Source organism: Falsiroseomonas ponticola, from assembly GCF_016805305.1.
GTDB lineage: Bacteria > Pseudomonadota > Alphaproteobacteria > Acetobacterales > Acetobacteraceae > Falsiroseomonas > Falsiroseomonas ponticola.
The window spans coordinates 1-22,255 of record NZ_JAERQN010000024.1 but is presented as its reverse complement, the minus strand read 5'-3'; the positions used below and the strand labels follow the sequence as shown (position 1 = coordinate 22,255).

Sequence of the window (22,255 nt, the reverse complement as noted above, 5' to 3'; positions counted from 1 at the left end):
CATCGCCTTCCAGCACCGCCACCTCGCCGGTCGTCTCCTGCCAGCGCCGCACGATGACGTCGGCATAGGTCGGGTCGATCTCCAGCAGCACGGCGCGCCGCCCCGTGCGCTCCGCCGCGATTATCGTCGTGCCGGAGCCGCCGAAGCAGTCCAGCACGGTGTCGCGCGGCTTGCTGCTGTTGCGGATGGCGCGCTCGACCAGCGCCACCGGCTTCATGGTCGGATGCAGGTCGTTGCGCGCCGGCTTGTCGAAGTGCCAGACATTCCCCTGGTCGCGCGCGCCGCACCAGTAGTGCTGCGCGCCGGCCTTCCAGCCGTAGAGCATGGCCTCGAACTGCTGGTGGTAGTCGGCGCGGCCGAGCGCGAAGGTGTTCTTCGCCCAGATGATCGTGCTGGACCATTTGCCGCCCGCCTCCTGCCAGACGCGATGCAGCGTCGGCCATTCGGAAGAGGACATGCAGACGTAGCAGGCGCCCTTGGTGACCGAGAGCAGGTTGGCCAGCGCGGGACGGAGGAATTCGGGAAAGCCACCGCCGAGCGCGTCATTGGCGATGGTCATCTTGGCTGCGGTGCCGCCCTCGTAGGCGACGTTGTAGGGCGGATCGACGAAGCCCATGTCCGCCAGGTGGCCGGCGCCGAGGGCGCGCTGGACGTCGGCCAACTTCGTCGCGTCGCCGCAGAGCAGCCGGTGGTCGCCGCACCGCCAGAGGTCGCCGGTGCGCGTGACGGGCATCATGGGCGGTGGTGGCGCCTCGTCGGCGTCATCGCCGAGGCCGGCATCGGCCGCGGCCAGCAGCCGGTCGAGCTCCATCCCCGAGAAGCCGAGTACGTCCAGGTCGACCACCGCCTCGTCGCGGATGCGGGCGATCTCGGCGGCGAGGAGCGCCTCGTCCCAGCCGGAGTTCAGCGCGATCTGGTTGTCTGCCAGGCGCAGCGCCCGCGCCTGGGCCGGCGAGAGGTGGCCGAGCCGTAGCACTGGCACAGAGGCCAGCCCGAGTTGCTTCGCCGCCATGACGCGGCCATGGCCGGCGATGAGCACGCCCTCGGCGTCGACCAGCACCGGGTTCACGAAGCCGAACTCAGCGATGGAGGCGGCGATCTGCGCCACCTGCGCCGGGGAATGCGTGCGCGCGTTTTCGGCATAGGGGACAAGCGACGCGACCGGCAGCGCGGAGACGACGAGGTCAGGCTGCATCCGCGGTGACCTCCGTCCGCGCCGCGGCGACGGCGTCGTAATCGCGCCCGTCATCCGCCAGCGTGACCGGCATGTCCGGATGCAGCATCCGCCAGCGCGCCACCGCCAGGTCGACATATGCCGGCGCCAGCTCGATCGCTCGAACGCGGCGGCCGGTGCGCTGCCCGGCGATGACGGTCGTGCCGGCGCCAGCGAAGGGCTCGAACACGACGTCACCCTCGTCGGCATAGGCGCGCATCAGGAAGTCAGGCAGCGCGACGGGGAACACCGCGGGGTGCTCCGTCTCGATGCCGCGGGCCTTGTGCCGCGTGATGCGCACCACGTTGTCCGGGATCCGGGTCTCCTGCACGCCCTGGCCGGCATGCTGCCATTCGCCGACGGTGCCGTCCTTGCCGCGAAGGCCACCCTTCTCTGAATTGACGTGCCCCGCCCAGCGGCAGGGGATGATCTTGTTGGGACGCCGGGCCTCGCGATTGAAGTGGAACAGAAGCTCGAAGGCAGGCGACAGCCGCCCGTTCCAGTCGCCCGGCAGGCCCGGCCCCTGGTCCCAGGTGTAGAGCCCGAAGCGGCGCCAGCCGCGGGCGCGCATCCAGTCGAGCCAGCCGGCCCAATAGGGCTGCCATTCATTGTCGCGATGGATCAGCCCGAGGTTCACCAGGACCTGGCCGTCCGGGCGCATCGCCGCGTCGAGATGCTGGAACCCGCCCTGCATCAGGGCATCCCAATCGGTGACGCCGCCGGTCGTGTAGTCGCGCTGGTTCCCATAGGGCGGGCTGGTGAACAGCAATGCTGCGCGGTCGTCGCCCATCACGCGCGCCACCGAGGCGGCGTCGGTGCTGTCGCCGCAGAGGAGACGATGCTCGCCGAGCAGCCAGAGATCGCCGGGACGGGTGACGGCCTGGCGCGGCGGCTCCGGATCGGCGTCGGCGGGGTCCTCCGCCGGCTCCTCACCGGTGCCCGCCGCGCCTGCCGCACCGCCCCCCTCGGTGGGATCCGCGGACAGAGCCTCGGGCGCGTCGCCGTCGGACACGGCCTCTCCAGCCGCCGCGAGGATGTCCGCGAGTTCCCCCGTCGAGAAGCCGAGCGCGCCGAGGTCGATCTCCTGCGTCGCCTGCACCGCGGCGAGCGCATCGCGCAGCAGCGCCTGGTCCCAGGTCGCGTTCTCCGCGATGCGGTTGTCGGCGAGACGCAGCGCCTCCTTCTGCGCCGCGGACAGGTGCCGCAGCACGATCACCGGCACCTTCGCGATGCCGAGCGCCGACGCCGCCTCGAGCCGGCCGTGGCCGGCGATCAGCACGCCGTCCTCGTCCACCAGGAGCGGGTTGGTGAAGCCGAACGCCAGCATGCTGGCCTTGATCTGCTCCAGCTGCTCGGCGCTGTGGACGCGCGCGTTGCCGGCATGCGGGCGCAGCTCCGCCACCGGACGCAGCAGGATCTTCGCCGCCATCCATGGGAGCGTCATGATGCCATCCGGTTTGCGGGTGGTTTGCAGGGCCGCGGCCCGGCGTCGGTTTGCGGCTAACGATTTGAAGCCGCGCGGAAAGTCTGCAAACCGCAACCCATGTTCTCGGCCTGACGCTAGCGGTGTTGCGCGCTTCCGCCCCCCGCATACAGCGGGGCCCAGGAAGGACCCTGCGGCTCGCGAGCCACTGTCTCGTTCGAGCGACGCTGCGGCTCTTGAGCCGCGCTGCGGTCGCACCCTTTCCAGGTGTCCAGATGATAGGCCGTGTGGATTTCGGTGCGCAACGCGACAATCTTTCGCTGCGCTACGCATGATCACGCTGCGACGATTTTTCTTCGATCGACGCGGCCAGCGGCAGTGTCGCGCCCGTCGTCGATGGTCTGTCAGGTGCTCGGGCACTTGGCCGCTTGACGACGAATCGCAGCATGCTGCTCAGGCGTGTAGCGCAACTCGTCGAGCAGAGCGTCAACGAGACGGGTTGGCTCTGGCACGGGCACGAAACTGCGCTTGCTTCCCCACGCAAGCATCCCTGCTGGCGCTAGCGCCTGAACCGCCAACTCAAGCGCTGCCAGATCGCTAGAGACCGTCGACGGCGCGACGAGGAACGCCGCGCGGCAGTACCTCCGGGCAAACGCCCTGCGCAGCGCCTTCGCTTGCAGAGCATCGGCGCTTTTGTCTTTCTTGGCCCGCCACATCCTCCCCGTATTGTAGGCGTGCGAGAATTTGTGGCTGCGTTCCTCAGAGCCACCAACGTGCCGGCTATGGATTCGTCCATGAAAGCCGTACTTGTCCTTCTTGGTGATGCCGATGTAGCGGATCAGGCCGGCGTGGTCGTAAAGCGCGTAGATGCCGTGATCATGAGGTAGCGCGTCCAACGGGATCGGCTCACGAGCAGTAAGCTCATGGAACACTTTGGTGGGGTCCAGAACCATCCATTCACCTCGGCTTATCGGCTGATCACCGCCTCTGATCGTGATCCTCCAAACACGGAAACGCCAGACACTCTCCGCCCGCTACGTCCCTCACGCCGCCCTCGTCCGCGGCACGAGCCCGAAGTGCCCTGCCAGCACGCTAAGCGTCGCCACCAGCATGCCCTGCGCCTGCGGCGGTGCCACGGGGCGTCCGCCCCATCCCTGGCGCATCGCCCACTCCCGCACGGACATCTCCAGGCCGACGACGTGCCACGCGCAGGAGCCCGCTGCACTGTCGTGGCCACCCAGCGCATCCAGGGCCGCCCCGATCTTCCGGCGTGCATTCATGTGGTGGTCGGACAGGGTATCGGCCGTCTGGCCTGGCAGGCGGACCAGCACCGACTTCGACATGCCATCCAGGGCGGCGCTGCGGAATAGGGCGCGGAAGTAGCCGCCAGCGTCGTGCATCTGCTGGGTGATGGTTCCGTTCGCCAGCATCATGCCCAGCGTGTCCACGGCACGGCGATGCTGTACGGGGCTGCCCGTCTCGGGATCGGCGTCGCGGATCGGCTCGCCGAAGCCGCCGTGCTGGAGCCGCCACCTCGAGGGGCCCATCGATTCCTTCTGCTTCGAGGTCTTTGCCTTCCGCTTACCGGCCATGAGTCTTCTCCTGCTGCCGCGGGCCCCAACGGCGCACGGCTTCGTTCTGGATTGCCTGGCGCAGCCAGGGATCGGTGATGTCCTCGAGGTGCAGCGAGACGACGCCCTGCTGCAGCCAGACGCGGCGGCGCAGCGTCTCCATCTCGGCCACGGTGATTGCGCTGCGGCTTCCGCGGTCGAGGGACGAGCGGGGCGGCAAGGGCACGCCAGGGATGCTCATGCCTGCCTCCCCGGACCGAGCCCTTGAAGAGTGGTGAAGAGTCGGGGGGGTAGGAGAGGTCTAACTATCTGATCAATATAACTATTCAATTCTTCAAACTCTTCAAAGGGTCTCTCTCCCCCGCACCCGCGCAGGAGCATCTGCATACGCCCGCGTGAAAAGTTGAATTGTTGAAGAGTCCCGCTTTCTGCGGGTTTGCGCGCGTCATGCAGCATCACTCTTCAAGCCCTCCTGCGGTTCGGTGGCGATGATCCAGCTGGTGCCCGGGCCCGACGCGTTCTGCGTGACCTCGATCGCGATCTGCTTGCTATCGAGCAGCGTGGCGATGGCGTCCTCCCGCTCGGCCTTCGAGAGGAACTGCGTCTTCCGGACGAAGGCGCTACGGCTGATCCGGCCGGCCTTGCGGATTACCTCGAGGACCTTCTTGATGCGCGAATGCGCCGGCGTGTCGGCGACGAGACGCTCGGCTTCGCGCAGCAGCGTTCCGATGCAGTGCTCGACCAGCGCCGAGGCCCAGGTGACGTCGCGAGCCTGGGTGATGGGCTGGACCGGATCACGACTGACCGCTGCGATCATCGCCAGCTTCGCCGCGTTCTCCGCGTATCGACCGAACAGTGCGGTGGCGTAGGTGCCCCGGTGCGACCGCAGGAGGTCGGTGGCTTCGCGCCGCACGCGAGCCATGGCCGCCTCGGCGTCTGCGGTCAGCGGCACGGTGTAGGCGTGGATCGGCGCTGAGGATTCCATGGCATCAGCGATGTTCCCGCCATGGCTATGGCCGGGCACACCGCGGGCGATCCCCTGCAGGGCAGACACCAGATCGGGCGGCGGATCCATCGCCGCCGGGGTCTCATTGCGCTCCGGGTAGTCGTCGTCCGTCAGGAAGACCAGGAAGCGCGCGATGGAGCCGTCCGCGAGCGCACCGCCTTCCAGCGCCGTCCACAGCGGGCCCGGCACGGTAACGCCCCAGATGCAGGCGCAGGGCTGCTCGATGGTGACGCGCGGCCGCGCCTTCTGGTCGGCGTATTCTGCGCCGATGTAGGGCTCGGCGGCCGAGGTGTAGAGCTTGGTGAGCTCCGACCATATGGCAGCCTTATGCGCTGGCGCGCGCTGGTTCAGGACCAGCTTCAGAAACTGGCCAAACTCGTCCACCTGGAACAGGCGGGCGGGATGCCGCTGCAGCGACGTGAGCAGCCCGGCCGAGGAGGCGAGATCCTCGCCGCCAAGGTATCGGTCCAGGCCAGCCGCATAGATTGCCCGCTTGGCGCAGCGCCGAGCGTGGTCCTTGCCGCCGCCGCTGTCGGCGATGCCGATGGCGTAGACGTTGCTGCGCAGGTCGGTCGGCGTGCGATACCGGCGGCCCGCGATGGCGCCGACGAGGCAGATGGCGGCACCAAGGGAGAGGAACGGCTGCGGGCTGACGGCGCTGGCCGTGGCGTAGTCCACGAACATGCGCAGCGCGCCATCCACCTGCAGCAGCTCGGGCGGGACGCGATAGGGCTTCGGCGGGGGCGCGATCGGCAGCGGCGCGACCGCGACCTTCGCCAGCAGGCCCGCCGCAGGATGCGGCTGGGTCGCCTGCTCGGCGGTAGTTCCGTTCAGCGTCAGCGCGGGATCCGGCACCCAGCCGCGCTGCTCGGCCAGCCAGTAGATTTTCCCCGCGCCGACGCTGTGCGGCCGCAGCGAGGCCCAGCGCCGCTCAGGGGTGTCGGATCGACCGGACTGGCCCGATTTCCCGGACCGCCGCGACCAGTCGAGCCAGAGGTCGCGCCCCTCCTCGCCGATCGCGGCCTTGATGGCGGCGCCGACGGTGATCCACTCGTTGCCCGGCAGGTCGTCATTCGGCAGCCAAGCCAGCGCCGCGGCGATGGCATCGCGCGTGCCCTTCGGGTCGCTGGGGCCGCGCCAGGTGCTGGTCGGTGCGTCAGCCAGGATCGAGTTGACCCGGACCTCGTCGGGCACGAGCGCCCAGGCCGCGTCCAGGAAGGCCGCGCAACTGGCCTCGTCCACCACCGGCAGCCGGGACAGCGGCAGCTCTACCAGGCTGTCCTCCGGCCATTCGTAGGGGCGGTCGGTTTCAGGGTGGACGGCATAGGCGACGAATTGCTGGCCGCGCGCCAGCAGCTCGAGGGGGTGGCGCTTGCGACCGGCGAAGGGCGTGGCGGCGCGGTAGACCAGCAGCCGCTTCGGGGCGCGGCCGATGCGCAGGCAAGGCGTGTCGCCGAGCATGGAGGTGGCGAGGTCGGCAATCTGGATGGCCAGCGCGCCATCCAGGATGTCGATGTCGATGCCCACCACGGCCCCGGTGGCAATGCCTACGCCGCATCCGGGCCAGCGGCGCCAGATGTCCACCTCGAAGGGCTTCGTCGGCCGATCGCAGTGTCGCGCCCAGTCGGGATAGGGCGACCATTCCCCGCCCGTGAAGCGCCCCGGCACCTTCGTGCCCGGCATGATGGGAATGACCGAATAGCCGTTGTCGACCAGGCGTTCGCCGTAATCGGCCATGAAGGAGGGAGCATCCGTCATTCGCCGCCACGCTCCTGTGCGGCAATGGCGGCGTCGCAGGCGCGCTCCAGCCGCAGGATCTCGGGATAGAGCGCCGAAATCTGCTCGGCAGCGCGCTGGAGCGCCTGGCGCGCCCGCTCCAGTTCGGCGTGGATCCCGCGCGCGGGGCCACGAATGTCTGATGCGAGGTCGCCAAGGTGGTGCGCAGCCCTGGCCCAGGGCGGTTGCTTCGCGCGTGGACGATACGGCTTGCGCGGCGCCGGAGCGCTCTTGGTCGCGAGGCCGGCCCGGACCTTCACCATGTCCCAGGCGCCACTCGGCTCACGCGCGATCCGTCCGGCGCGTTCAGCCTTCTGGATCGCGGTGTGCGAAATGCCGAGCCGGCGCGCGACCTCGCGGGCAGAGGTAACGCTGCTCATCGGCAACCACCCGCGGCGAGCGGCGACGCGGAGTGCCGGCCCTGATCCAGCCGGCTCGCAAGCTCGTCCTGGTAGGCGGTGATGATCACCTCCAGCAGCGTCAGCCACTCGGCCTCGGTCAGCACCGCGAGATCGGTCTTGCCGATGCTCTCCAGGTATTCGCCCGCCATGGGGCTGGCGGCGGCGATAGCGGCAATCTCGTGCTCGTCGGGATCAACCACGCCCCACCTCCGGCAGAGCGCGCTCATGCAGCGCATGGAACAGGCGGGCAGCGGCTCGGAGGTCCGCACGCGCGGATCGAACCACCCGAAGCCGCGGGCGGTGCGGAGGCGACAGGCTGCGCATCTCACACGAACCTCGCGGCGGCGATTTCGGTGTACTGGCCCGCCGGCCGCACCTGGATCGCGATGGGCCGCCGCAGCTGGTCCAGCTGCCCCAGCGCATCATCCACGGTCGTGGGGGGCGGCAGATTGCCGGCGCGCCGCCGCCACCAGCCCACCGCCTTGTCGCGCGGAAAGCCGGTATGCTCGAAGCAGACCCATTCGCTGTGCCGCGCGAGGCCGCATTCATAGGTGACGCGCAGCGAGGCGGGCTTCCCGGGCTTGTCGTGGCGCGCGTAGGTGATGCCGGTCACGTCGCACCAGGTCGCCTGGATCTGCGTCGAGAGCAGCGCGTTCGACGCCGCGTGCGGTGCGACCTTCACCACGGGCGGCGGGAACTCGTGATCACACTCGATGCAGTGCCGCGCGCTGGCGTGGTTGATGGTCTGGCACTCGGGGCACACCTTGATCGGCGCCTCGCCATCGCCGGCAGGTTCCTTCTTCCGGCCGTCCACCATGTCGATCGGACCGTGACGCGCTGTGTTGCCGGCGAAGTCCAGCACCAGGCAGTCATCCTTGCCCTCGGCGAGGCGCGTGCCGCGGCCGACCATCTGGACGTAGAGGCCCACGCTCTTCGTGGGGCGGAGCAACGCGATCAGGTCGGTGCCGGGCGCGTCGAAGCCGGTGGTCAGGACATTGGCGTTGGTGACGCAGCGCAGCCGCCCCGCCTTGAACGCCGCCAGGATGCCGTCCCGCTCCGGGCCGGGCGTGTCGCCGGTGACCGTCTCGGCGGAGATGCCGTGCTCGCGAATAGCATCGCGGACATGGCGCGCATGGGCCACGCCGGAGCAGAAGACCAGCCAGGAGCCGCGACCTTCGCCGTGCTGGACGATCTCGGCCACAGCGGCGCGCGTGACCTCGTCGCGGTCGACTGCCGCCTCGAGGTCCTTGGCGATGAACTCCCCGCCGCGGGTGCCGACGCCACCGACGTCGAGCTGCGTCTCGGTCCGCTTCGGGACAACCGGGCAGAGATAGCCCTGCTGGATCATCTCCAACACCGGCACCTGGAAGGCGATGTCCGTGAAGAGCCGATCCTTGCCTTCGTGCAGCATGCCGCTGTCGAGCCGGTAGGGCGTGGCCGTGAAGCCGACGACCTTCAGCAGACCAGCGTTGATCTCGTTCAGCTGCGCCAGGAAGGAGCGGTACATGCCGCTATCGCCACGGCCGAGCAGATGCGCCTCGTCGATCAGCACTAGATCGCAGCGCTGTACCTGCCGCGCATGGCGATGGATGGACTGGATGCCGGCGAACAGGATCTGCGCATGGATGTCGCGGCGCGACAGCCCGGCCGAGTAGATGCCGGCCGGCGCCTCGGGCCACGCGCGCAGCAGCGCCATGAAGTTCTGCTGGATCAGTTCCTTCACGTGGGTGAGGATCAGCACGCGGGTGTCGCCATAGGCGGCGATTGCCTCTCGCGTGAAGCCGGCGATGCACAGGCTTTTGCCGGTGCCGGTCGGCATCACGACCAGCGGATTGCCGCTGCTGGCCGAGAAGTAGTCGTAGAGCGCCTCGATGGCGGCGCGCTGATAGGGGCGGAGCGACAGGGTCATGCCGCCACCCCCATCGCCACGGCGTCGATCTTGCTGTGCCAGCGCCCGCCCGTCTCGCAGCCGGTGCAGATCAGCTCGGCGATGTGCGGCCCCTTGCCGGGCCCGACCCGATAGATCGTGGCGCGACAGATCCGGCACGGCAGGTGCGAGACGATGTCCGGCCGCGCCGCGGCAGGCACGCCGTCACGCCATTCGGTGCCATCCGGCAGTCGATAGCTGACCCAGTCCTCGCCCGCGTCGATCTGCTCGGCGGCCACGAAATCCGGCAGATAGAGATGCGCCGCGCAGCCTGCCTCCTGGTCGCGCCGGCCGAGAGGGGCGTGGTGGCGCGCGCAATGCCAGTCGCCACCCTGCGCGGGCGAGGCGTGCAGGCAGGACCGGCAATGCCGCTCCGGCGCCGCGCCGGCATGGCAGACGGCGTGGTGGTCGCAGAAGCGGCACTGCCACCAGGCGGGATCCTGGCTGATGCGGGCCGGCGGCCGGGCGGCGCCGATGATGCGCTCGGCCTTGGCCAGGATGCGCAGCCCGGCATCCGCATCGTGGCGGATGCGCTCCTGGTAGAGCTCGTCCGTATCCTTGCAGACCGCCAGGTAGAAGGCCCGGTCGAGGCCCGCGAGCTGCATGTACGCCTGCATCTGCGCCCAGTGCAGCGGCTTGGAGGCGGCGACGCCCTCGGCCTTCAGCTTGGCGAAGGACTTGGCGCTGTGGGTCTTGAATTCGCAGACGTGCCAGGTGGCCGGTGCCTCGGGCAGCCCGATCGCCACCGCGTCCATGCTCCCGCCGAAGTGGCCGGAGGCGTTGCGCAGGTTCCACTGGCGCCCCGATGCGGGATCCAGATCCAGGACCGTCACGCCGATGCGGCGCAGGTCGGCGACGAAGCGGGCCTCGGCCAGGTTCCCGGTCTCGAACAGCCGCAGCAGCCGGCCGGTGTGCCGCGCCCGGGTGGCCCACCGGAAGGAATACCAGATGGCCCGCTCGCATTCGGTGCCGATCAGCGAGGCGCCGAGATGCGCGCGATAGCCGCTATCCGCCGCCGCCTCATAGGCCGCGTAGATGGCGGTGACGGTGGGACATGCGGGCGGAGGAAGGGCAGCCATGACCTGATCCTGGTTCGAGGGAGGGAGGCCGGCAGGCGCGAGGCCTGCCGGCAGGTGATCAGGCATTGCGGCGCCAGGGCGGGGTCGCCGCGGCACCGGTGCGGGCGGCCGGCGGAGGTGCCGCGGCGGCCGGATGGGGCCCCGGGCTGGCAGGGCGCGGTGCGCTGCTGTTGCCGCTGGCGCTGGTGTTGGCCGCCGAGTAGCCGGCCACCTTGTTCCGCGCCTCGCGGTAGACGCCGTACTTGTCGTTGCCAGCCGGCTCGACCTTCAGCGTCACGATCAGCGGCTTGAAGTGCAGCTGCTCGCTATCGCTGACATGCACCTGACCGACCGCATGGCAGATGGCCGACAGCGTGCGCTGCGCGATCTCCACCGTCTGCTCGTTGCGGTTCACCAGGTTGAGCTGGTCGAAGATCTTCCGGCGCGCGGAGGGGCCCTCCAGCACCTCGAACACCAGCTTGAGCAGCTGCCCATCGCCGGCCTTCGTCGGCAGCATCTCGCTCTCGATCAGATGCGCGAGGTATTTGCCGGGCGGCAGCACCTCGAGCGGCACGGCGGGGGCGACCTCAGTCGCGTCGAAAGTTCCGTTGAGGGATGCCATGGGTCAGCTCCGGGCTTCGGTGGTGGAGGCGGGGGCGGCGCTCGGCTGCGTCGCGTAGAAGGGGATGCCGGCCGCGAGGTCGGGCCAGGACAGCGGCAGCGTCTCGGCCAGCCCGAAGCGGTTCTTCGCGAGGAAGGCAGGGCGCTCGGCGGTGTGCAGCAGGCGGTCGCCGCCGCTCACGCCGCGGACCACCTTCTTGTTGAAGCCGACGTCCGACTTCAGCGTGCTGACGCGATAGTTCGCGAAGAGCACGGCATCGACATGCTCCTGCACGAGCGCGGAGGCGCTACGGTGCAGCTTCGGCTGGTACCGGTCGTAGGGCTCGGTCTCGGGGCTGTCGAAGCGCTTGATCTCGGCGTGGGCGATCAGGATCACGCCCATGCCGCGCTCGTCGCGCAGCGCGTTCACGCCGTCGAGGAAGCTGCGCCAGGTATCCAGCGCGGCGAGATACCCCTTGCCGTAGCCGAAGGACTCGATGTCCGGCTGGTTGTGGGTCTGCGCCGTGTGCTGCCAGACCAGCGGTTCCAGCCAATCGAGGCTGTCCACCACCAGCGTCTCGAAGTCGTGCGCCTCGGTGTAGAGGCTGCCGAGCGCCTCCATCACCGCGTCGAAGCTGCGCAGTACGCCAAAGGTGGCCGCGCTGATCGTGCCGAGCCCGTCCTCGGTCTGCACCACCACCGGCCGCGGCGCGGAGGTCGCGAAAAGCGTCTTGCCGACTCCAGCCACGCCATAGGTGAGCAGCCGCGGCGGGCGGGCGTCGCCACCACGCCGCAGGGATGCGAGGGAGATCGCCATCAGTGCGCCTCCTGCTTCGCAGCACGCGGCTTGGCCTTGATGACATCGACCTTGATGTCGCCGCCGGCGCGCGCGACGACTTCAGTGAAGCTGTCGAGCGTCGGCTCGAAGGCGGCGACGTCCTTCGCGCGGGCGACGGCGTCGCCCTGCAGCGGGATGACGACCTGGATGCGGAGTTCGTGCGCCATCACGCGGCGTCCTTCTGTTCGAGGGTGTAAGAGGGGCGGCCGGTGGCGACGGTGCGTGCCGGCTCGAACACCGCGCGGATGCGCGGCGGCCAGGCCGTGAAGCGGCTTTCCGGCACGCGGATCTCGGTGGTGACGTAGTCCGCGGGGGCCTCGCCCCAGGACACGATGGTGGCGACCGCCGCGGCCAACTTCGGCTGGTCCCACGCCGCCTTCTTCGGAAGGTCGGCGATCACCTCGAAGGCCTCATCCGCGATGCGGACGCGCCCGGTATCCTTGCCCTCGGCGCGACGCGCCGCGGCGGCGGGGGCGCCGTAGCGGGCATGCAGTGCGTCGTGCAGCAGGTCGGCGAGGTGCTTGGCGTCGGCCTTCAGCGCCCCGACCTCTTCCAGCAGCATCGCCAGATGATCGACGGGCAGGCGGGCGGCCTGCGCGGCGTCCATCTTGCGCAGCTGCGCCAGAGTGGTTCGGTTGGTCATGGTGGTCCCGTTCAATGAGGAAGTACCCGGCTGGATGGGCGATGCAGGCGGCCGGGCGGGCGCGGGCATCGGCATGGGGATGGCGTTCAGGGGATGGTCGCCAACTCGGCGAGCCAGAGGAGCGCGATGAAGCCGCCGGCCAGCAGCACGCCGCCGGCGAGATGGCGGAGGGCTTCGCCGATGGCGCTCACGTGCCGAGCGTTGCGCGGGCTCACGACGTCACCTCGGCGATGGCGTCGGGCTCCGTGCAGCGCACACTGCGGCGCGCGATCTCGATCCAGATATGCAGGGGCAGCACCACCATCGGCGTGGCGCGATCGCGCCAGAGGAACAGCGCATCGTTGCCGCCGAGCCAGCGCTCCAGCGTCTTGAAGCCGTCGCCCTCGCCGCGCGCCTTGACCTCGGCCTTCACCGGTTCGGGGCCACGCACATAGAGATCGACGTCAGCGCCATTGCCGCGATATCGGACGGCGCCGGAAAGGGGGACGCGCTCGGCACGCAGGCCGCATTTCGTGTGGATTTCGACGATGGCGCGCTCGCGGCGCACGCCCTTGTCGCGGGAGGACTTGCCCATGGCCGGGCTCACGCTGCCTGCCGGTGGGTCACGGCGGCGCGCATTTCCGCCTGCGCCGGCGGCGAGGCGCTGGTGGCGTCGCGGGTCTGCGCCGCCTCGAAGGCCTCAACGTCCTCGAGGCGATACGCGACGCGGCCGCCCAGCTTGAGGAAGGCGGGCCCCTGGCCGAGCCAGCGCCAACGCTCCAACGTGCGGGGACTGAGGCACCAGCGGCGCGCCACCTCCGTCTGCGTCAGATGCTTCACTGCCATCGGTGCTTCCCTCGCGCTGGTTCGAACAACCGCGGGGAAGATCGCTTCAGGACAGGGAGAAGAAGGAGGTGGCGTTAGGGAGAAGAAAAGGGAGAAATTGGCCTACAGGTCGAAGCCCCAGGCGCCCTTCACCGAGTTGAGGTAAGGCTTCAGGAGCCTCCACTTCACGCCACCGAAGTGTCGATGCAGCGTCCCATGGTCGGTGAGCTCGCTGATCGGCACGCGCTTGGCGGCATAAAATGCATCAACCAGCTTTCGAATGGCCGCGATGTGGTCGTCCGACCTGAAGACGATTGGCTCGCCGCCGTGGATGCGCAGGCGCGTTCCATCTGGCGATAGGTCCAGGGGGCCCGGAGGGGCCGCGACTGCCACACCACGCATCCGGGCGTCGAGGATCTCGCCGCTCACGGCCAGGCTATCCGCCGCGGCCAGCACGTCACGGATCGGCACCAGGATCGTGCCGGGCAATGTCACCCCTCGAAGACGGACGGCGCGACTGGTGCACAGGATAATGACATCCCGCGGATACGGCCGCGCCTCCAATGCAGCCATGACCTGGGCCCGCACCGCGGCGTGCCACAGCCGGCGCGCGAACCATGTCTGGACGCGCGCCGGTCGCTTGCCCAGGCGGGCATCACCGATCTCCCAAAGCAGCCCCCCGATCAATGGCCGCGCCGTGCGCGCGGCGGGCAACGCCAGATCAGCTCCGATCGCGGCGAGGGTATTGTTGATTTCGACGCGGTGCCGGGCGAGCCGCGCAGCCGGCACCGCGGTCAGACCGCTGGATGGGCTGAAATAGGCAAGCCCGCTCGCTCTCTCGGATCGAACCAGCGTCACCGGCGCGTCGTCGTGATCCGCGAGCGATGCCGAGACGGTCTCGTGACCGTGGGGCACCAGCAGCCCGCTGGCGCGCAACATGCCAACGGGGCCGGGCGACATCTCCGCCACGGCCCCGTTCAGGAAGGGCTCCTCCAGTTCCAGCACCTCGAGGAGCAGCGCGACAGCCTCGGCTGAGAGCCGGGGCGATTCGTCAGACATCCCGCAGCATCCGCCAGCGCTTCAGGTACTTCTCACCGACCAGGCGCTCGCGTTCGGTACGGTCCTTCAAGTCGCAGCCCTTCGGCATGGTAATGGTGACCGGCAGCGTGCGACCGCCGCGCACTCCCGGCGTCGCATGGAACTTGATCGTGAAGCGAGCCTGCGTGACCTTGTAGCCGCCGGCTAGCGGATCGCTTTCGCCAAAGCGTGCCTCCGCCATCTGCCAGATGCTGCGCTCGGCACCGCGCATGCATTCAAGCGTCACGCGCTCGCCCTGCGTCTCGTAGGGCATCAGCCGCAGCAGCGTGACCTTCACGGATTCGATGTTGTCCTCGACGTCGTGCGGAAAGTCGAAGGGCTGCAGCAAATGGTCCAGCGTGTACTGGCGGATGGGGATCCGCTCACCCTGAAACGGGGCGCCCAGCATGTGCTCAGCGAACAGCCGCACCAAGTCCTCACGGGTCTCCCGCGCCTGCGCCACCACCTCGATGGTGCCAGAGGCGGGCTCGTAGGTGATGGCCGCCTCGACCACCGGCCGGAAGGGAAGCCGGTCGAGCTTGCCGTTGACGAAGGCGCGGCGGTCCCCGGCGCGGCCTTCGCGGTAGATTGCGACCTGGATCAGCTCCGCATGCTCCCCATCCAACGACGGGCGGGAACGGTCGCAGATCTCAACCTCGACATGCTTGGTGTCGAAGTGCGTGGCGATGGCTGCCTTGAACGCCGTGTAGGGATCGCCGTCGCGCGGCACCGTCAGGCCGGGCAGGCATTCGAAGCCATCCCACATGCGGCCATAGCGGCGGTCATCGGCGTAGCGGACTTCCTCGGCATGACCGAAGCCGGCTGGGTCCTTGAGGAACATCCAGAGCGCCCGGGCATGCCCGTTCTCCAGGGAGTCGAGGGTCTCGGCGGAACCCGTGATCGAATAGAGCGCGGCCTGACCGGGCTCGTCCGCCATGGCACCCACCCGATCGGCGTCGTTCATGACGCGCAGGCGCTCAGCGTCGTCCATGGCGTCCACCGCCCGCAGCAGGGGCGGGACCACTTCGTTCGGGGCGCCCTCCCACACCACATCGGCCGGCAGGACCGCCTTGATGGACATGAAGTAGGCATGGAGCGACGCGGGGGGCGTGCTCCGGATGAAATCCGGGACTGTCGGCACGGGGGGGCTTTCGATTAGGGGCACGCCAGCCAATCCGGCGCTCCGCTAATCGACGTATCAAGACTCGGTGTGCGGGCACAAGCGAAAAAATACGCACACCCGCGTAGTCGTGTTGGCTCAGCCGAACAGCGTGGGCGGTCCCGGCGAATCGGCCAGGAGACCGAGTTTCCGCAACCGAACCTGCGCCGCCTCTGCCGAGACCTGGAAGCTGGCCATGGTGTGCCGCTCCGCCTCGGCGGCTGGCGGCGTGCCGATGACGGCAGCGCCATGGATCCCCCGGTTCCGGAGAAGGTCCCCAACCGCCCGGCGCACCTGCTGGGCCGGCATCAGGATGGCGCCGCTGACATAGCCGGCCTGCCATTCGAGCCAGTCGAACTCGGTGGTCCCCATCATGCTGTCGCGCTTGCAGACGGTCCGCGGCTCGGCACGTGCGGCCTCGAACATGTGCGGCGGCGCGGCGAACACCTGGTCGAACACGGCGCGGTGGTAGAAGGCGTGACCCAGTTCATGCGCGAGGGTCGTGCGAAGGCGATTCTGCCGGTTGGCCTGCTCGGTCAACTGGGCGGAGATCAGGATCTGCGGCAGCTGGCCGGGCAGGAAGCAGGTCATCCCCTCGACGTCGTCGCCCTCGTCGGAGAGGTCGGCATACTGGTCGAGGCTGCTGCTGTGCTGCTCGACCAGGACCGTGAGGTCATCGGTGGAGAGCGGGAAGCGGACCTCGCCATGACGCTCCTGCAGGAAGGCCGTGACCAGCCGCTCGCAATCGCGGTCGATCTCCGCTGCACGCAGGAAGAGCCGCTGCGGAAAGCGGCCTGACTTGTCGATCGACCAGCTCGCCACGCATGCAATCCTATTTCGAGAGGGCTTTCCGGAACGCCTTGAAGGCCCTGACCCTGGTCGCCGAATCGGTCGCGGCGGCGCGGAGGTCCTCGGGGATCTTGCCGGCCAGCACGAACAGGTCATCCGCATCCACGGATAAGGCCCGGGCGAATTCTCTAATCAGCTGGTCGGAAGTCGGGCTGCGGCGATCGTGCTCGATGTCGTTGAGGTACTGAGGCGATATCGAGCCCGAGCCGTCCTCCTTCTGGACAGCGGCAGCCAGGTCCTTCTGGCTGATGCCCTTCTTCTTCCTGGCGGCAATAATGGCCTGTCCCAGGGTGGTGGTTGGCGTTGTCATCGCCCTTGCATCCGGCGAAATCCTTGCCTGTGGCACTTAGCGGAGTGGCGTAGTCGGCGCTTGACTCCTACGTCAAGCTGCGAAGTTGGACGTGGCGGAGGATTTAGCTTCCGCGATGGGCCCCTGCGCCGGCGCCGATTCGCTGCGCCATGAACGTCGCCGTGAGGAAAGCGGGCCCGGCGGCGCCCTACGCGGGATTTCGCAGCGACGCTTTTGTTCCCGCGGGCCTTCTCTAAGAGATTGTTTTCGCTGTTCTTCTCGGTGGGGCGACACGATCTTGCCTCCCAGCCATGCTTCCGAACCCCTCCAATCCCCACCTCCCGCCGCACCTCCGTGAGGTGTGCAGCATCCTGGCCGCCGGCCTCGTGCGGCTGCGCAGCCGCGCTGCCGAGGAAGCTGCGCGCGACGCCGCTGAGCAGAGAGAGCGTGGCCTACACTTGCCGGCACCCCAGCGCCTGCATGCGAACCGGACCAACCGGAGACCCGCATGACACGCGCCACGAGATCGAAGGCCGGCACACCGCCACCGCCGACCATCCCCGCCATTCCACCGGCCGACGTGCTGGGCCGACTGGCCGCCCTGAAGACCGCCGCCACGCCCGACTTGAAGCAGCAGTGGCGGGAACTCTTCGCCGCCGAGCCGCCGCCCTACAATCGGCGCTTCCTGGAAAGCCGCCTTGCCTACCGCATCCAGGAACTGGCCTATGGCGGCCTGAAGCCCGAGACGATCCAGCGCCTCGAGGCCCTGGGCGAACAACTCGACGGCGGTAATCCCGTCCTCCGGCGCATCCGCGGCGACGACAAGCCAATCACCGGCACGCGGCTGATCCGCGAATACCAGGGCGTCGAGCACAGCGTCACCGTGCTCCACGACGGCTATGAGTATCAGGGGCGCCCCTACCAGTCGCTTTCGTCCATCGCGCGCGCCATCACCGGCACGCGCTGGAATGGCTGGCTGTTCTTTGGCCTGAAGAACCGGAGGGGCACGGCATGAAGCGCAAGCCGACCGCCGACGCGGCGATGCCGGCCACGGTCAGGAAGATCCGCGCCGCCGTGTACACGCGCAAGTCGAGCGAGGAAGGGCTCGACATGGAGTTCAACTCGCTCGACGCGCAGCGCGAGGCCTGCGAAGCCTATATCACAAGCCAGCGGTCCGAGGGCTGGGTGCCGGTCCGCGACCGCTACGACGATGGCGGCGTGTCCGGCGGCACGCTGGAACGACCGGCGCTGCGGCGCCTGCTGGCGGACATCGAGCGCGGCCTCATCGACGTGGTGGTGGTCTACAAGATCGACCGGCTGTCGCGTGCCCTGATGGACTTCGCCAAGCTGGTGGAGGTGTTCGACGCGAACAGCGTGACCTTCGTGTCCGTGACGCAGTCCTTCAACACGACGACCAGCATGGGGCGGCTGACGCTGAACATCCTGCTCAGCTTCGCGCAGTTCGAGCGGGAGGTCATTGGTGAGCGCATCCGCGACAAGGTGGCGGCGTCGCGAGCACGCGGGATCTGGATGGGCGGCTTCGTGCCGCTCGGCTACGACGCCAAGGATCGCAAGCTGCTGGTGAACGAGGCCGAGGCGGCGCTGGTGCGGCGGATCTTCGAAGGCTTCGTCGAGACGGAATCCGGCACGAAGCTGGTCACCATGCTGCGGGCGGAGGGCGCCACCACGAAGCGCGGCCGCGCCTTCACCAAGAGCGACGTCTATCGAGTGCTGAGCAACCGGACCTATCTCGGCGAGGCGATGCACAAAGGGAAGTCGCACCCGGGCGAGCATGCTGCCATCGTGCCCCAGGCGATGTGGGACGCGGCGCACGCCCTGCTGGCGATCAGCCCGAAGACACGCGCCAACCGCACCCGCTGCCAGACGCCGTCGCTGCTGCGCGGGCTGATCTTCGGCAGCGACGGGCGTGCGATGTCGCCCACCCACGCGCGGGGGCGCCGCGGCCAGCAGTACCGCTACTATGTCAGCCAGTCGGTGCTGAAGGGTAGCGCCGCAGACGGCCCGGCCATCGCGCGCATCTCGGCCGCGGAGATCGAGGGCGCGGTCATCGCCCAGGTGCGGGGGCTGCTGCGCCAGCCGGAGGTGGTGCTTGGGGCCTGGCGCGCGGCACGTGCCTCGGCGCCCGACATGACGGAGGACGAGGCGCGCCTGGCGCTGGAGCGGCTGGACCCGCTGTGGGAGGAGCTCTTCCCCGCCGAGCAAGCACGGATCATCCGCCTGCTGGTCGACCGGGTGGACATCGGTGCGGGCGGCGCCGACGTGCGGCTCAAGCTGGAAGGGCTGGCCAGCCTGGCGCGGGACCTCGCGGCGCCAGCCACTGAACCGGCGAGGGCCGCAGCATGACCGGCGCCGCGCAGATGCTGACCGTGCGGGTGCCGCTGGCGGTCCGGAAGCAGCGTGGTGGACGGAAGCTGATGATTGCGCCGGGCGGCATGGCGCCCTGCGGTGCCTCGGTTGCGGACACCACGTTGGTGAAGGCGGTGGCCCGGGCGTTCCGGTGGCGCCGGATGCTGGAGAGCGGGCGCTTCGCCACAATCAACGAACTGGCGGCAGCCGAGAAGATCAACTCTTCCTACGTCTCGCGCCTCCTCCGGCTCACGCTGCTGGCACCGTGCATCGTCGATGCGATCCTGGACGGCCGGCAGCCGGATGTGATGACCCTGCCCGGGCTGATGGAGCCGTTTCCGGTCCATTGGGATGGGCAGCGCACCCATATCTCAGAGCTCACTCATCCGGTCCGAAACCCTCGATGAGGCCGTATGGCAGGACGGGCCCCGGTCCGGTGCGCGACTGAACGCCCAAGCGGCGCTCGGGTGGCGGGAATCGAGCCTCCGGCCTTCCACCCTGGTCGAAGTCCGCCTACAAATACTTCGCTTGCGGGAAGAGATGTTCGCCCAGCCCTAGCCGTTTCGATCCTGCGTCGTTCGACCGCCTGAGACCGAATCGCAGCCGGGGGGCGATATGACGTTGCACGTCCTCTTGGACGGCACCATTCGGGTGGGGGAGAACAGGTTGGGGGCGTCTGTAATCGATTTTGACTGGCTACTGAAGCTGCGCGTCGTCGTCGCACGGTGCGGCGAAATGGACCTTGCCCGCTGGTGGAACACGGACCGCCAACTCGGGACCGCCGGCGCAGCTGTACTGGCGAGAGGGTTCCCTCGTACCCACCACTTTGCGCAGGCGCGAAGTGTAATTGCAGTAGCACGCTCCCGTTGTGCTCAGGTGTTTGCGTCTCACGGAAGCGCAACCCTCTGGGAGCTTCCGGCGGCCCTGGAGGATGCTTTTGACGCGAAGTGGGAAGGCTGGCTGGAGGACGCGACTTCCTGGAGACCGTTCTTCGCAAGCGTTGCCGCCATTTCCTCTCCAGATCTGGTTGCAGCTCTACGGCAGCTAGACCTTGTTGAGACATCGGACGTAGTGGCTTTGAATGCCGTAGTGCCCATCGCTGGTGGCCGCGCAGTCGCTGTGCCTGGCAGCTTTTCCGGCGACCGCCGGGTTGTCGCTCAGCTGGCGCTTGGCTTCTCTAAGGGGGCTCAGGGTTCGCCAGTGGTCCCGTATGCCAGGATCACAGACTGATGCCGTGGACGACCGCCTGGTCCAAGCGCCTCTTGAACAATCCCTTGGTCGAGGAGTCCTACGAGCTTTTCCTCGGCTGGTCCTTCGAGGGAACACTGGAGCAGAACCTCGAGAAGGGGCTGGCCGGTCGTTATGGAAATCTGGGCAAGCTGCGCGACGTCAGCGCCACGCTCTCCAGCCGCCTCCGTTCAGTGGAATCCGCTCGGGCATTGATAGTTCTGGCAAAGGCGGGCCAGCCGTTCACCGATTGGCGCGACTGCTACAGGCTCTGGGTCGGGGCCAGTGAAGAGCCATTTCGATCATTTGCTATGGAGTGGCTATACGCCCAGCGTGCGGAAGGACGCTATGCAGTCCGCGTCGAGGATGTTCAGCCATTCGTTGCGGAAATCTGGAAGTCGCGGCGTGCGTCGCGCCCGCTCAACGACTATGGCCTGACCCGCACGGCGCGCGATCTGATCCGAACTGCTACAAGCCTCGGGATGCTCGTTGGCGGCGGGCCAGCAAGGACCTTCGCTACCGTCGTGCTGTCTGACACGTCGCTCCTCTTACATGCACACCTGATCACCGAAATCGAGGGCTCCACGGCAAGACTCGTCGACAGCCCGCTCTGGCGGCTCTCGTACATGTCGCCGGCCGACGTCCACGCAGCACTCCTGCGTCTGCATCAGTTCAAGCGGCTTCGGTACGACGTGGCAGGCAGCCTACAACAGGTCAGCCTGCCCCATCAGAGCGCGCTCAAGTTCGCCGAAGGTCTGGCAGCATGATCGAGTTGGAGAGGCGTTTGCGGGATAGCCTTGAGCCCATCCTAGCGATGTCCGACCCGCGGGAGCGCATCAGCGCATACCACGACATGCCTTACGCCATCTTCCGATACGACCCCGAGTTCGAGTTTGAACTTCGTGGGGCAGTCGCCCGTCTGCGCACCCGCCTGGAGAACCGCGGCAAGCGAGTTACGTCCATCTCGCTTGCTCAGTGCCTGCACGCTGCCATGGCGGCAGCTAGGCCACTAGAAGACTGGTTTGCAGTCGAGCGGGAAGCCGGCGTCGATGAGACCGTTCAAACCATCACGAACCTTCTCGAAGATTATCAACCGCTTGTTAATCTTGTCGCAGAGCGAATGCCGGAAAACGCCGATCCGAAGAAAGATATAGTCTTCATCGTCAGGACCGGAGCACTTTTTCCTGCATATCGGACATTCTCTCTACTTGAACAGCTAAAGGGCAGAGTAGCTGCCCCGACTGTGCTGTTCTACCCGGGAGATCTCGACGGAGCAGCCGGCCTTCGCTTCATGGGGGTTTTGGATGCAGAACATAATTATCGCCCCAAGATCTTCTGACGGATATCCCGCGCATGAGCCAAATCTCGAGCCTGTTCGCCAGTGACATCGGTCGTCGTATCGAGGAGGTGATTAAAGTCGACCAGGACGCTGCCGAAGTAGTGGCTGGGGAGATTGAAGATTATATCGCAACGGATGCGATCAAGCGACACTTCCGCGAAATTCTCGAACGCTATCTTGAAACGCCACAGAAACCCCATGAGGGAATAGCGATCTGGGTTTCAGGGTTTTTCGGATCGGGTAAGTCTAGCTTCGCCAAAATGCTAGGCCTGTCTATCGGCAACAGGGATGTCCTCGGACTGGGAGCGGCCGAGCGCTTATCGAAGCGCGTTGGCGACAACAAGCTCACTGTGGTCTTAAAAGGCATCAACGAGAATATTCCAACTCATACGGTTATCTTCGATGTCTCGACCGACCGGGGAATCCGGTCCGGCAACCAGATGATGACGGAGATCATGTACCGTCTCTTCTTGGAAAGTCTTGGCTATGCAAAGGATCTTGACCTGGCAGAGCTAGGCTCAGGACCCATTAATCAGCTTGCGCCGACGCGGCCTGGCGTGATTCTGAACGGGGCGGAGGTGTCGCCATGTCCGTCCCGTTCCTGCTCACCCCTGCCCAGATGCGGCGTATCCGGCCGCACTTCCCGCTCTCGCACGGCGTCCCGCGCGTGGATGACCGTCGGGTGCTC

Annotated in this window: 26 protein-coding genes and 1 pseudogene; 7 read left to right on the top strand and 20 right to left on the bottom strand. The window is 67.8% G+C overall.

Annotated features, from left to right (window positions below; all coding sequences use genetic code 11):
- The 20 genes from JJI54_RS31445 to JJI54_RS31350 all read right to left on the bottom strand — a co-directional run.
- The coding region (locus tag JJI54_RS31445; protein WP_203077396.1) for a site-specific DNA-methyltransferase at positions 1-1,195 on the bottom strand (1,195 nt) is incomplete at its 3' end.
- Positions 1,185-2,657: a site-specific DNA-methyltransferase gene (locus JJI54_RS31440; RefSeq protein WP_203077394.1), complete on the bottom strand. Its 1,473-nt coding sequence runs from the start codon at positions 2,655-2,657 to the stop codon at positions 1,185-1,187. The genes JJI54_RS31440 and JJI54_RS31445, both read right to left, overlap by 11 nt.
- A gap of 383 nt (positions 2,658-3,040) precedes the next feature.
- Positions 3,041-3,589 carry a hypothetical protein gene (locus JJI54_RS31435; RefSeq protein WP_203077392.1) on the bottom strand — a complete coding sequence of 183 codons (549 nt, stop codon included), beginning with the start codon at positions 3,587-3,589 and terminating at the stop codon, positions 3,041-3,043.
- A gap of 90 nt (positions 3,590-3,679) precedes the next feature.
- Entirely contained in the window at positions 3,680-4,228 is a 549-nt protein-coding gene (locus JJI54_RS31430; RefSeq protein WP_203077390.1) for a hypothetical protein, read from the bottom strand.
- Positions 4,218-4,448 carry a hypothetical protein gene (locus JJI54_RS31425; protein WP_203077389.1) on the bottom strand — a complete coding sequence of 77 codons (231 nt, stop codon included), beginning with the start codon at positions 4,446-4,448 and terminating at the stop codon, positions 4,218-4,220. Before JJI54_RS31425 ends, JJI54_RS31430 begins: the two co-directional genes overlap by 11 nt.
- Before the next feature lie 204 nt (positions 4,449-4,652).
- Positions 4,653-6,971, bottom strand: coding sequence for a bifunctional DNA primase/polymerase (locus tag JJI54_RS31420; protein WP_203077387.1), 2,319 nt, complete (start codon positions 6,969-6,971; stop codon positions 4,653-4,655).
- Positions 6,968-7,369 (bottom strand): hypothetical protein, encoded by a 402-nt coding sequence (locus tag JJI54_RS31415; RefSeq protein ID WP_203077385.1) that lies wholly within the window; start codon positions 7,367-7,369, stop codon positions 6,968-6,970. Before JJI54_RS31415 ends, JJI54_RS31420 begins: the two co-directional genes overlap by 4 nt.
- The gene (locus JJI54_RS31410; RefSeq protein WP_203077383.1) at positions 7,366-7,590 is read right to left on the bottom strand and encodes a DUF6511 domain-containing protein; all 225 of its coding nucleotides are present in this window, start codon (positions 7,588-7,590) and stop codon (positions 7,366-7,368) included. Before JJI54_RS31410 ends, JJI54_RS31415 begins: the two co-directional genes overlap by 4 nt.
- 125 nt (positions 7,591-7,715) lie before the next feature.
- Positions 7,716-9,299, bottom strand: a complete 1,584-nt coding sequence (locus tag JJI54_RS31405; RefSeq protein ID WP_203077381.1) for a DEAD/DEAH box helicase — start codon at positions 9,297-9,299, stop codon at positions 7,716-7,718.
- The gene (locus tag JJI54_RS31400) at positions 9,296-10,396 is read right to left on the bottom strand and encodes a PD-(D/E)XK nuclease family protein (protein ID WP_203077379.1); all 1,101 of its coding nucleotides are present in this window, start codon (positions 10,394-10,396) and stop codon (positions 9,296-9,298) included. Before JJI54_RS31400 ends, JJI54_RS31405 begins: the two co-directional genes overlap by 4 nt.
- A 58-nt stretch (positions 10,397-10,454) precedes the next feature.
- Positions 10,455-10,997, bottom strand: a complete 543-nt coding sequence (locus JJI54_RS31395) for a DUF669 domain-containing protein (RefSeq protein WP_203077377.1) — start codon at positions 10,995-10,997, stop codon at positions 10,455-10,457.
- A 3-nt stretch (positions 10,998-11,000) separates the two neighbouring features.
- Positions 11,001-11,792 carry an ATP-binding protein gene (locus tag JJI54_RS31390; protein ID WP_203077376.1) on the bottom strand — a complete coding sequence of 264 codons (792 nt, stop codon included), beginning with the start codon at positions 11,790-11,792 and terminating at the stop codon, positions 11,001-11,003.
- Entirely contained in the window at positions 11,792-11,980 is a 189-nt protein-coding gene (locus JJI54_RS31385; protein WP_137126656.1) for a hypothetical protein, read from the bottom strand. The genes JJI54_RS31390 and JJI54_RS31385 overlap by 1 nt, the downstream gene beginning before the upstream one ends.
- Positions 11,980-12,456 (bottom strand): hypothetical protein, encoded by a 477-nt coding sequence (locus JJI54_RS31380; RefSeq protein ID WP_203077374.1) that lies wholly within the window; start codon positions 12,454-12,456, stop codon positions 11,980-11,982. The genes JJI54_RS31385 and JJI54_RS31380 overlap by 1 nt, the downstream gene beginning before the upstream one ends.
- Before the next feature lie 211 nt (positions 12,457-12,667).
- A complete protein-coding gene (locus JJI54_RS31375; RefSeq protein ID WP_203077372.1) occupies positions 12,668-13,030 on the bottom strand; it encodes a hypothetical protein in 363 nt (120 codons plus the stop codon).
- Positions 13,031-13,038: 8 nt separating this feature from the next.
- The gene (locus JJI54_RS31370) at positions 13,039-13,281 is read right to left on the bottom strand and encodes a helix-turn-helix transcriptional regulator (RefSeq protein WP_203077370.1); all 243 of its coding nucleotides are present in this window, start codon (positions 13,279-13,281) and stop codon (positions 13,039-13,041) included.
- A 102-nt stretch (positions 13,282-13,383) separates the two neighbouring features.
- Positions 13,384-14,319, bottom strand: a complete 936-nt coding sequence (locus JJI54_RS31365; RefSeq protein WP_203077368.1) for a hypothetical protein — start codon at positions 14,317-14,319, stop codon at positions 13,384-13,386.
- On the bottom strand, positions 14,312-15,418 hold the full coding sequence (locus JJI54_RS31360; RefSeq protein ID WP_226382287.1) for a hypothetical protein: 1,107 nt from the start codon (positions 15,416-15,418) through the stop codon (positions 14,312-14,314). Before JJI54_RS31360 ends, JJI54_RS31365 begins: the two co-directional genes overlap by 8 nt.
- Before the next feature lie 177 nt (positions 15,419-15,595).
- Positions 15,596-16,318, bottom strand: coding sequence for an ImmA/IrrE family metallo-endopeptidase (locus JJI54_RS31355; protein WP_203077364.1), 723 nt, complete (start codon positions 16,316-16,318; stop codon positions 15,596-15,598).
- Positions 16,319-16,328: 10 nt separating this feature from the next.
- Positions 16,329-16,655: a helix-turn-helix domain-containing protein gene (locus JJI54_RS31350; RefSeq protein ID WP_203077362.1), complete on the bottom strand. Its 327-nt coding sequence runs from the start codon at positions 16,653-16,655 to the stop codon at positions 16,329-16,331.
- A 487-nt stretch (positions 16,656-17,142) separates the two neighbouring features.
- Between JJI54_RS31350 and JJI54_RS31345 the strand changes: the two genes are divergently transcribed.
- The 7 genes and pseudogenes from JJI54_RS31345 to JJI54_RS31315 all read left to right on the top strand — a co-directional run.
- A complete protein-coding gene (locus JJI54_RS31345; RefSeq protein WP_203077361.1) occupies positions 17,143-17,649 on the top strand; it encodes a DUF2924 domain-containing protein in 507 nt (168 codons plus the stop codon).
- On the top strand, positions 17,646-18,998 hold the full coding sequence (locus JJI54_RS31340) for a recombinase family protein (RefSeq protein WP_203077360.1): 1,353 nt from the start codon (positions 17,646-17,648) through the stop codon (positions 18,996-18,998). The genes JJI54_RS31345 and JJI54_RS31340 overlap by 4 nt, the downstream gene beginning before the upstream one ends.
- Positions 18,995-19,408: a hypothetical protein gene (locus tag JJI54_RS31335; RefSeq protein WP_203077359.1), complete on the top strand. Its 414-nt coding sequence runs from the start codon at positions 18,995-18,997 to the stop codon at positions 19,406-19,408. The genes JJI54_RS31340 and JJI54_RS31335 overlap by 4 nt, the downstream gene beginning before the upstream one ends.
- 208 nt (positions 19,409-19,616) lie before the next feature.
- On the top strand, positions 19,617-20,231 hold the full coding sequence (locus tag JJI54_RS33145; protein ID WP_203077358.1) for a BrxE family protein: 615 nt from the start codon (positions 19,617-19,619) through the stop codon (positions 20,229-20,231).
- Entirely contained in the window at positions 20,231-20,995 is a 765-nt protein-coding gene (locus tag JJI54_RS31325; protein WP_203077357.1) for a hypothetical protein, read from the top strand. The genes JJI54_RS33145 and JJI54_RS31325 overlap by 1 nt, the downstream gene beginning before the upstream one ends.
- The gene (locus JJI54_RS31320; RefSeq protein WP_203077356.1) at positions 20,992-21,567 is read left to right on the top strand and encodes a BREX protein BrxB domain-containing protein; all 576 of its coding nucleotides are present in this window, start codon (positions 20,992-20,994) and stop codon (positions 21,565-21,567) included. The genes JJI54_RS31325 and JJI54_RS31320 overlap by 4 nt, the downstream gene beginning before the upstream one ends.
- 586 nt (positions 21,568-22,153) lie before the next feature.
- Positions 22,154-22,255 (top strand): annotated as a pseudogene (locus tag JJI54_RS31315) (IS5/IS1182 family transposase); the annotation flags it as partial.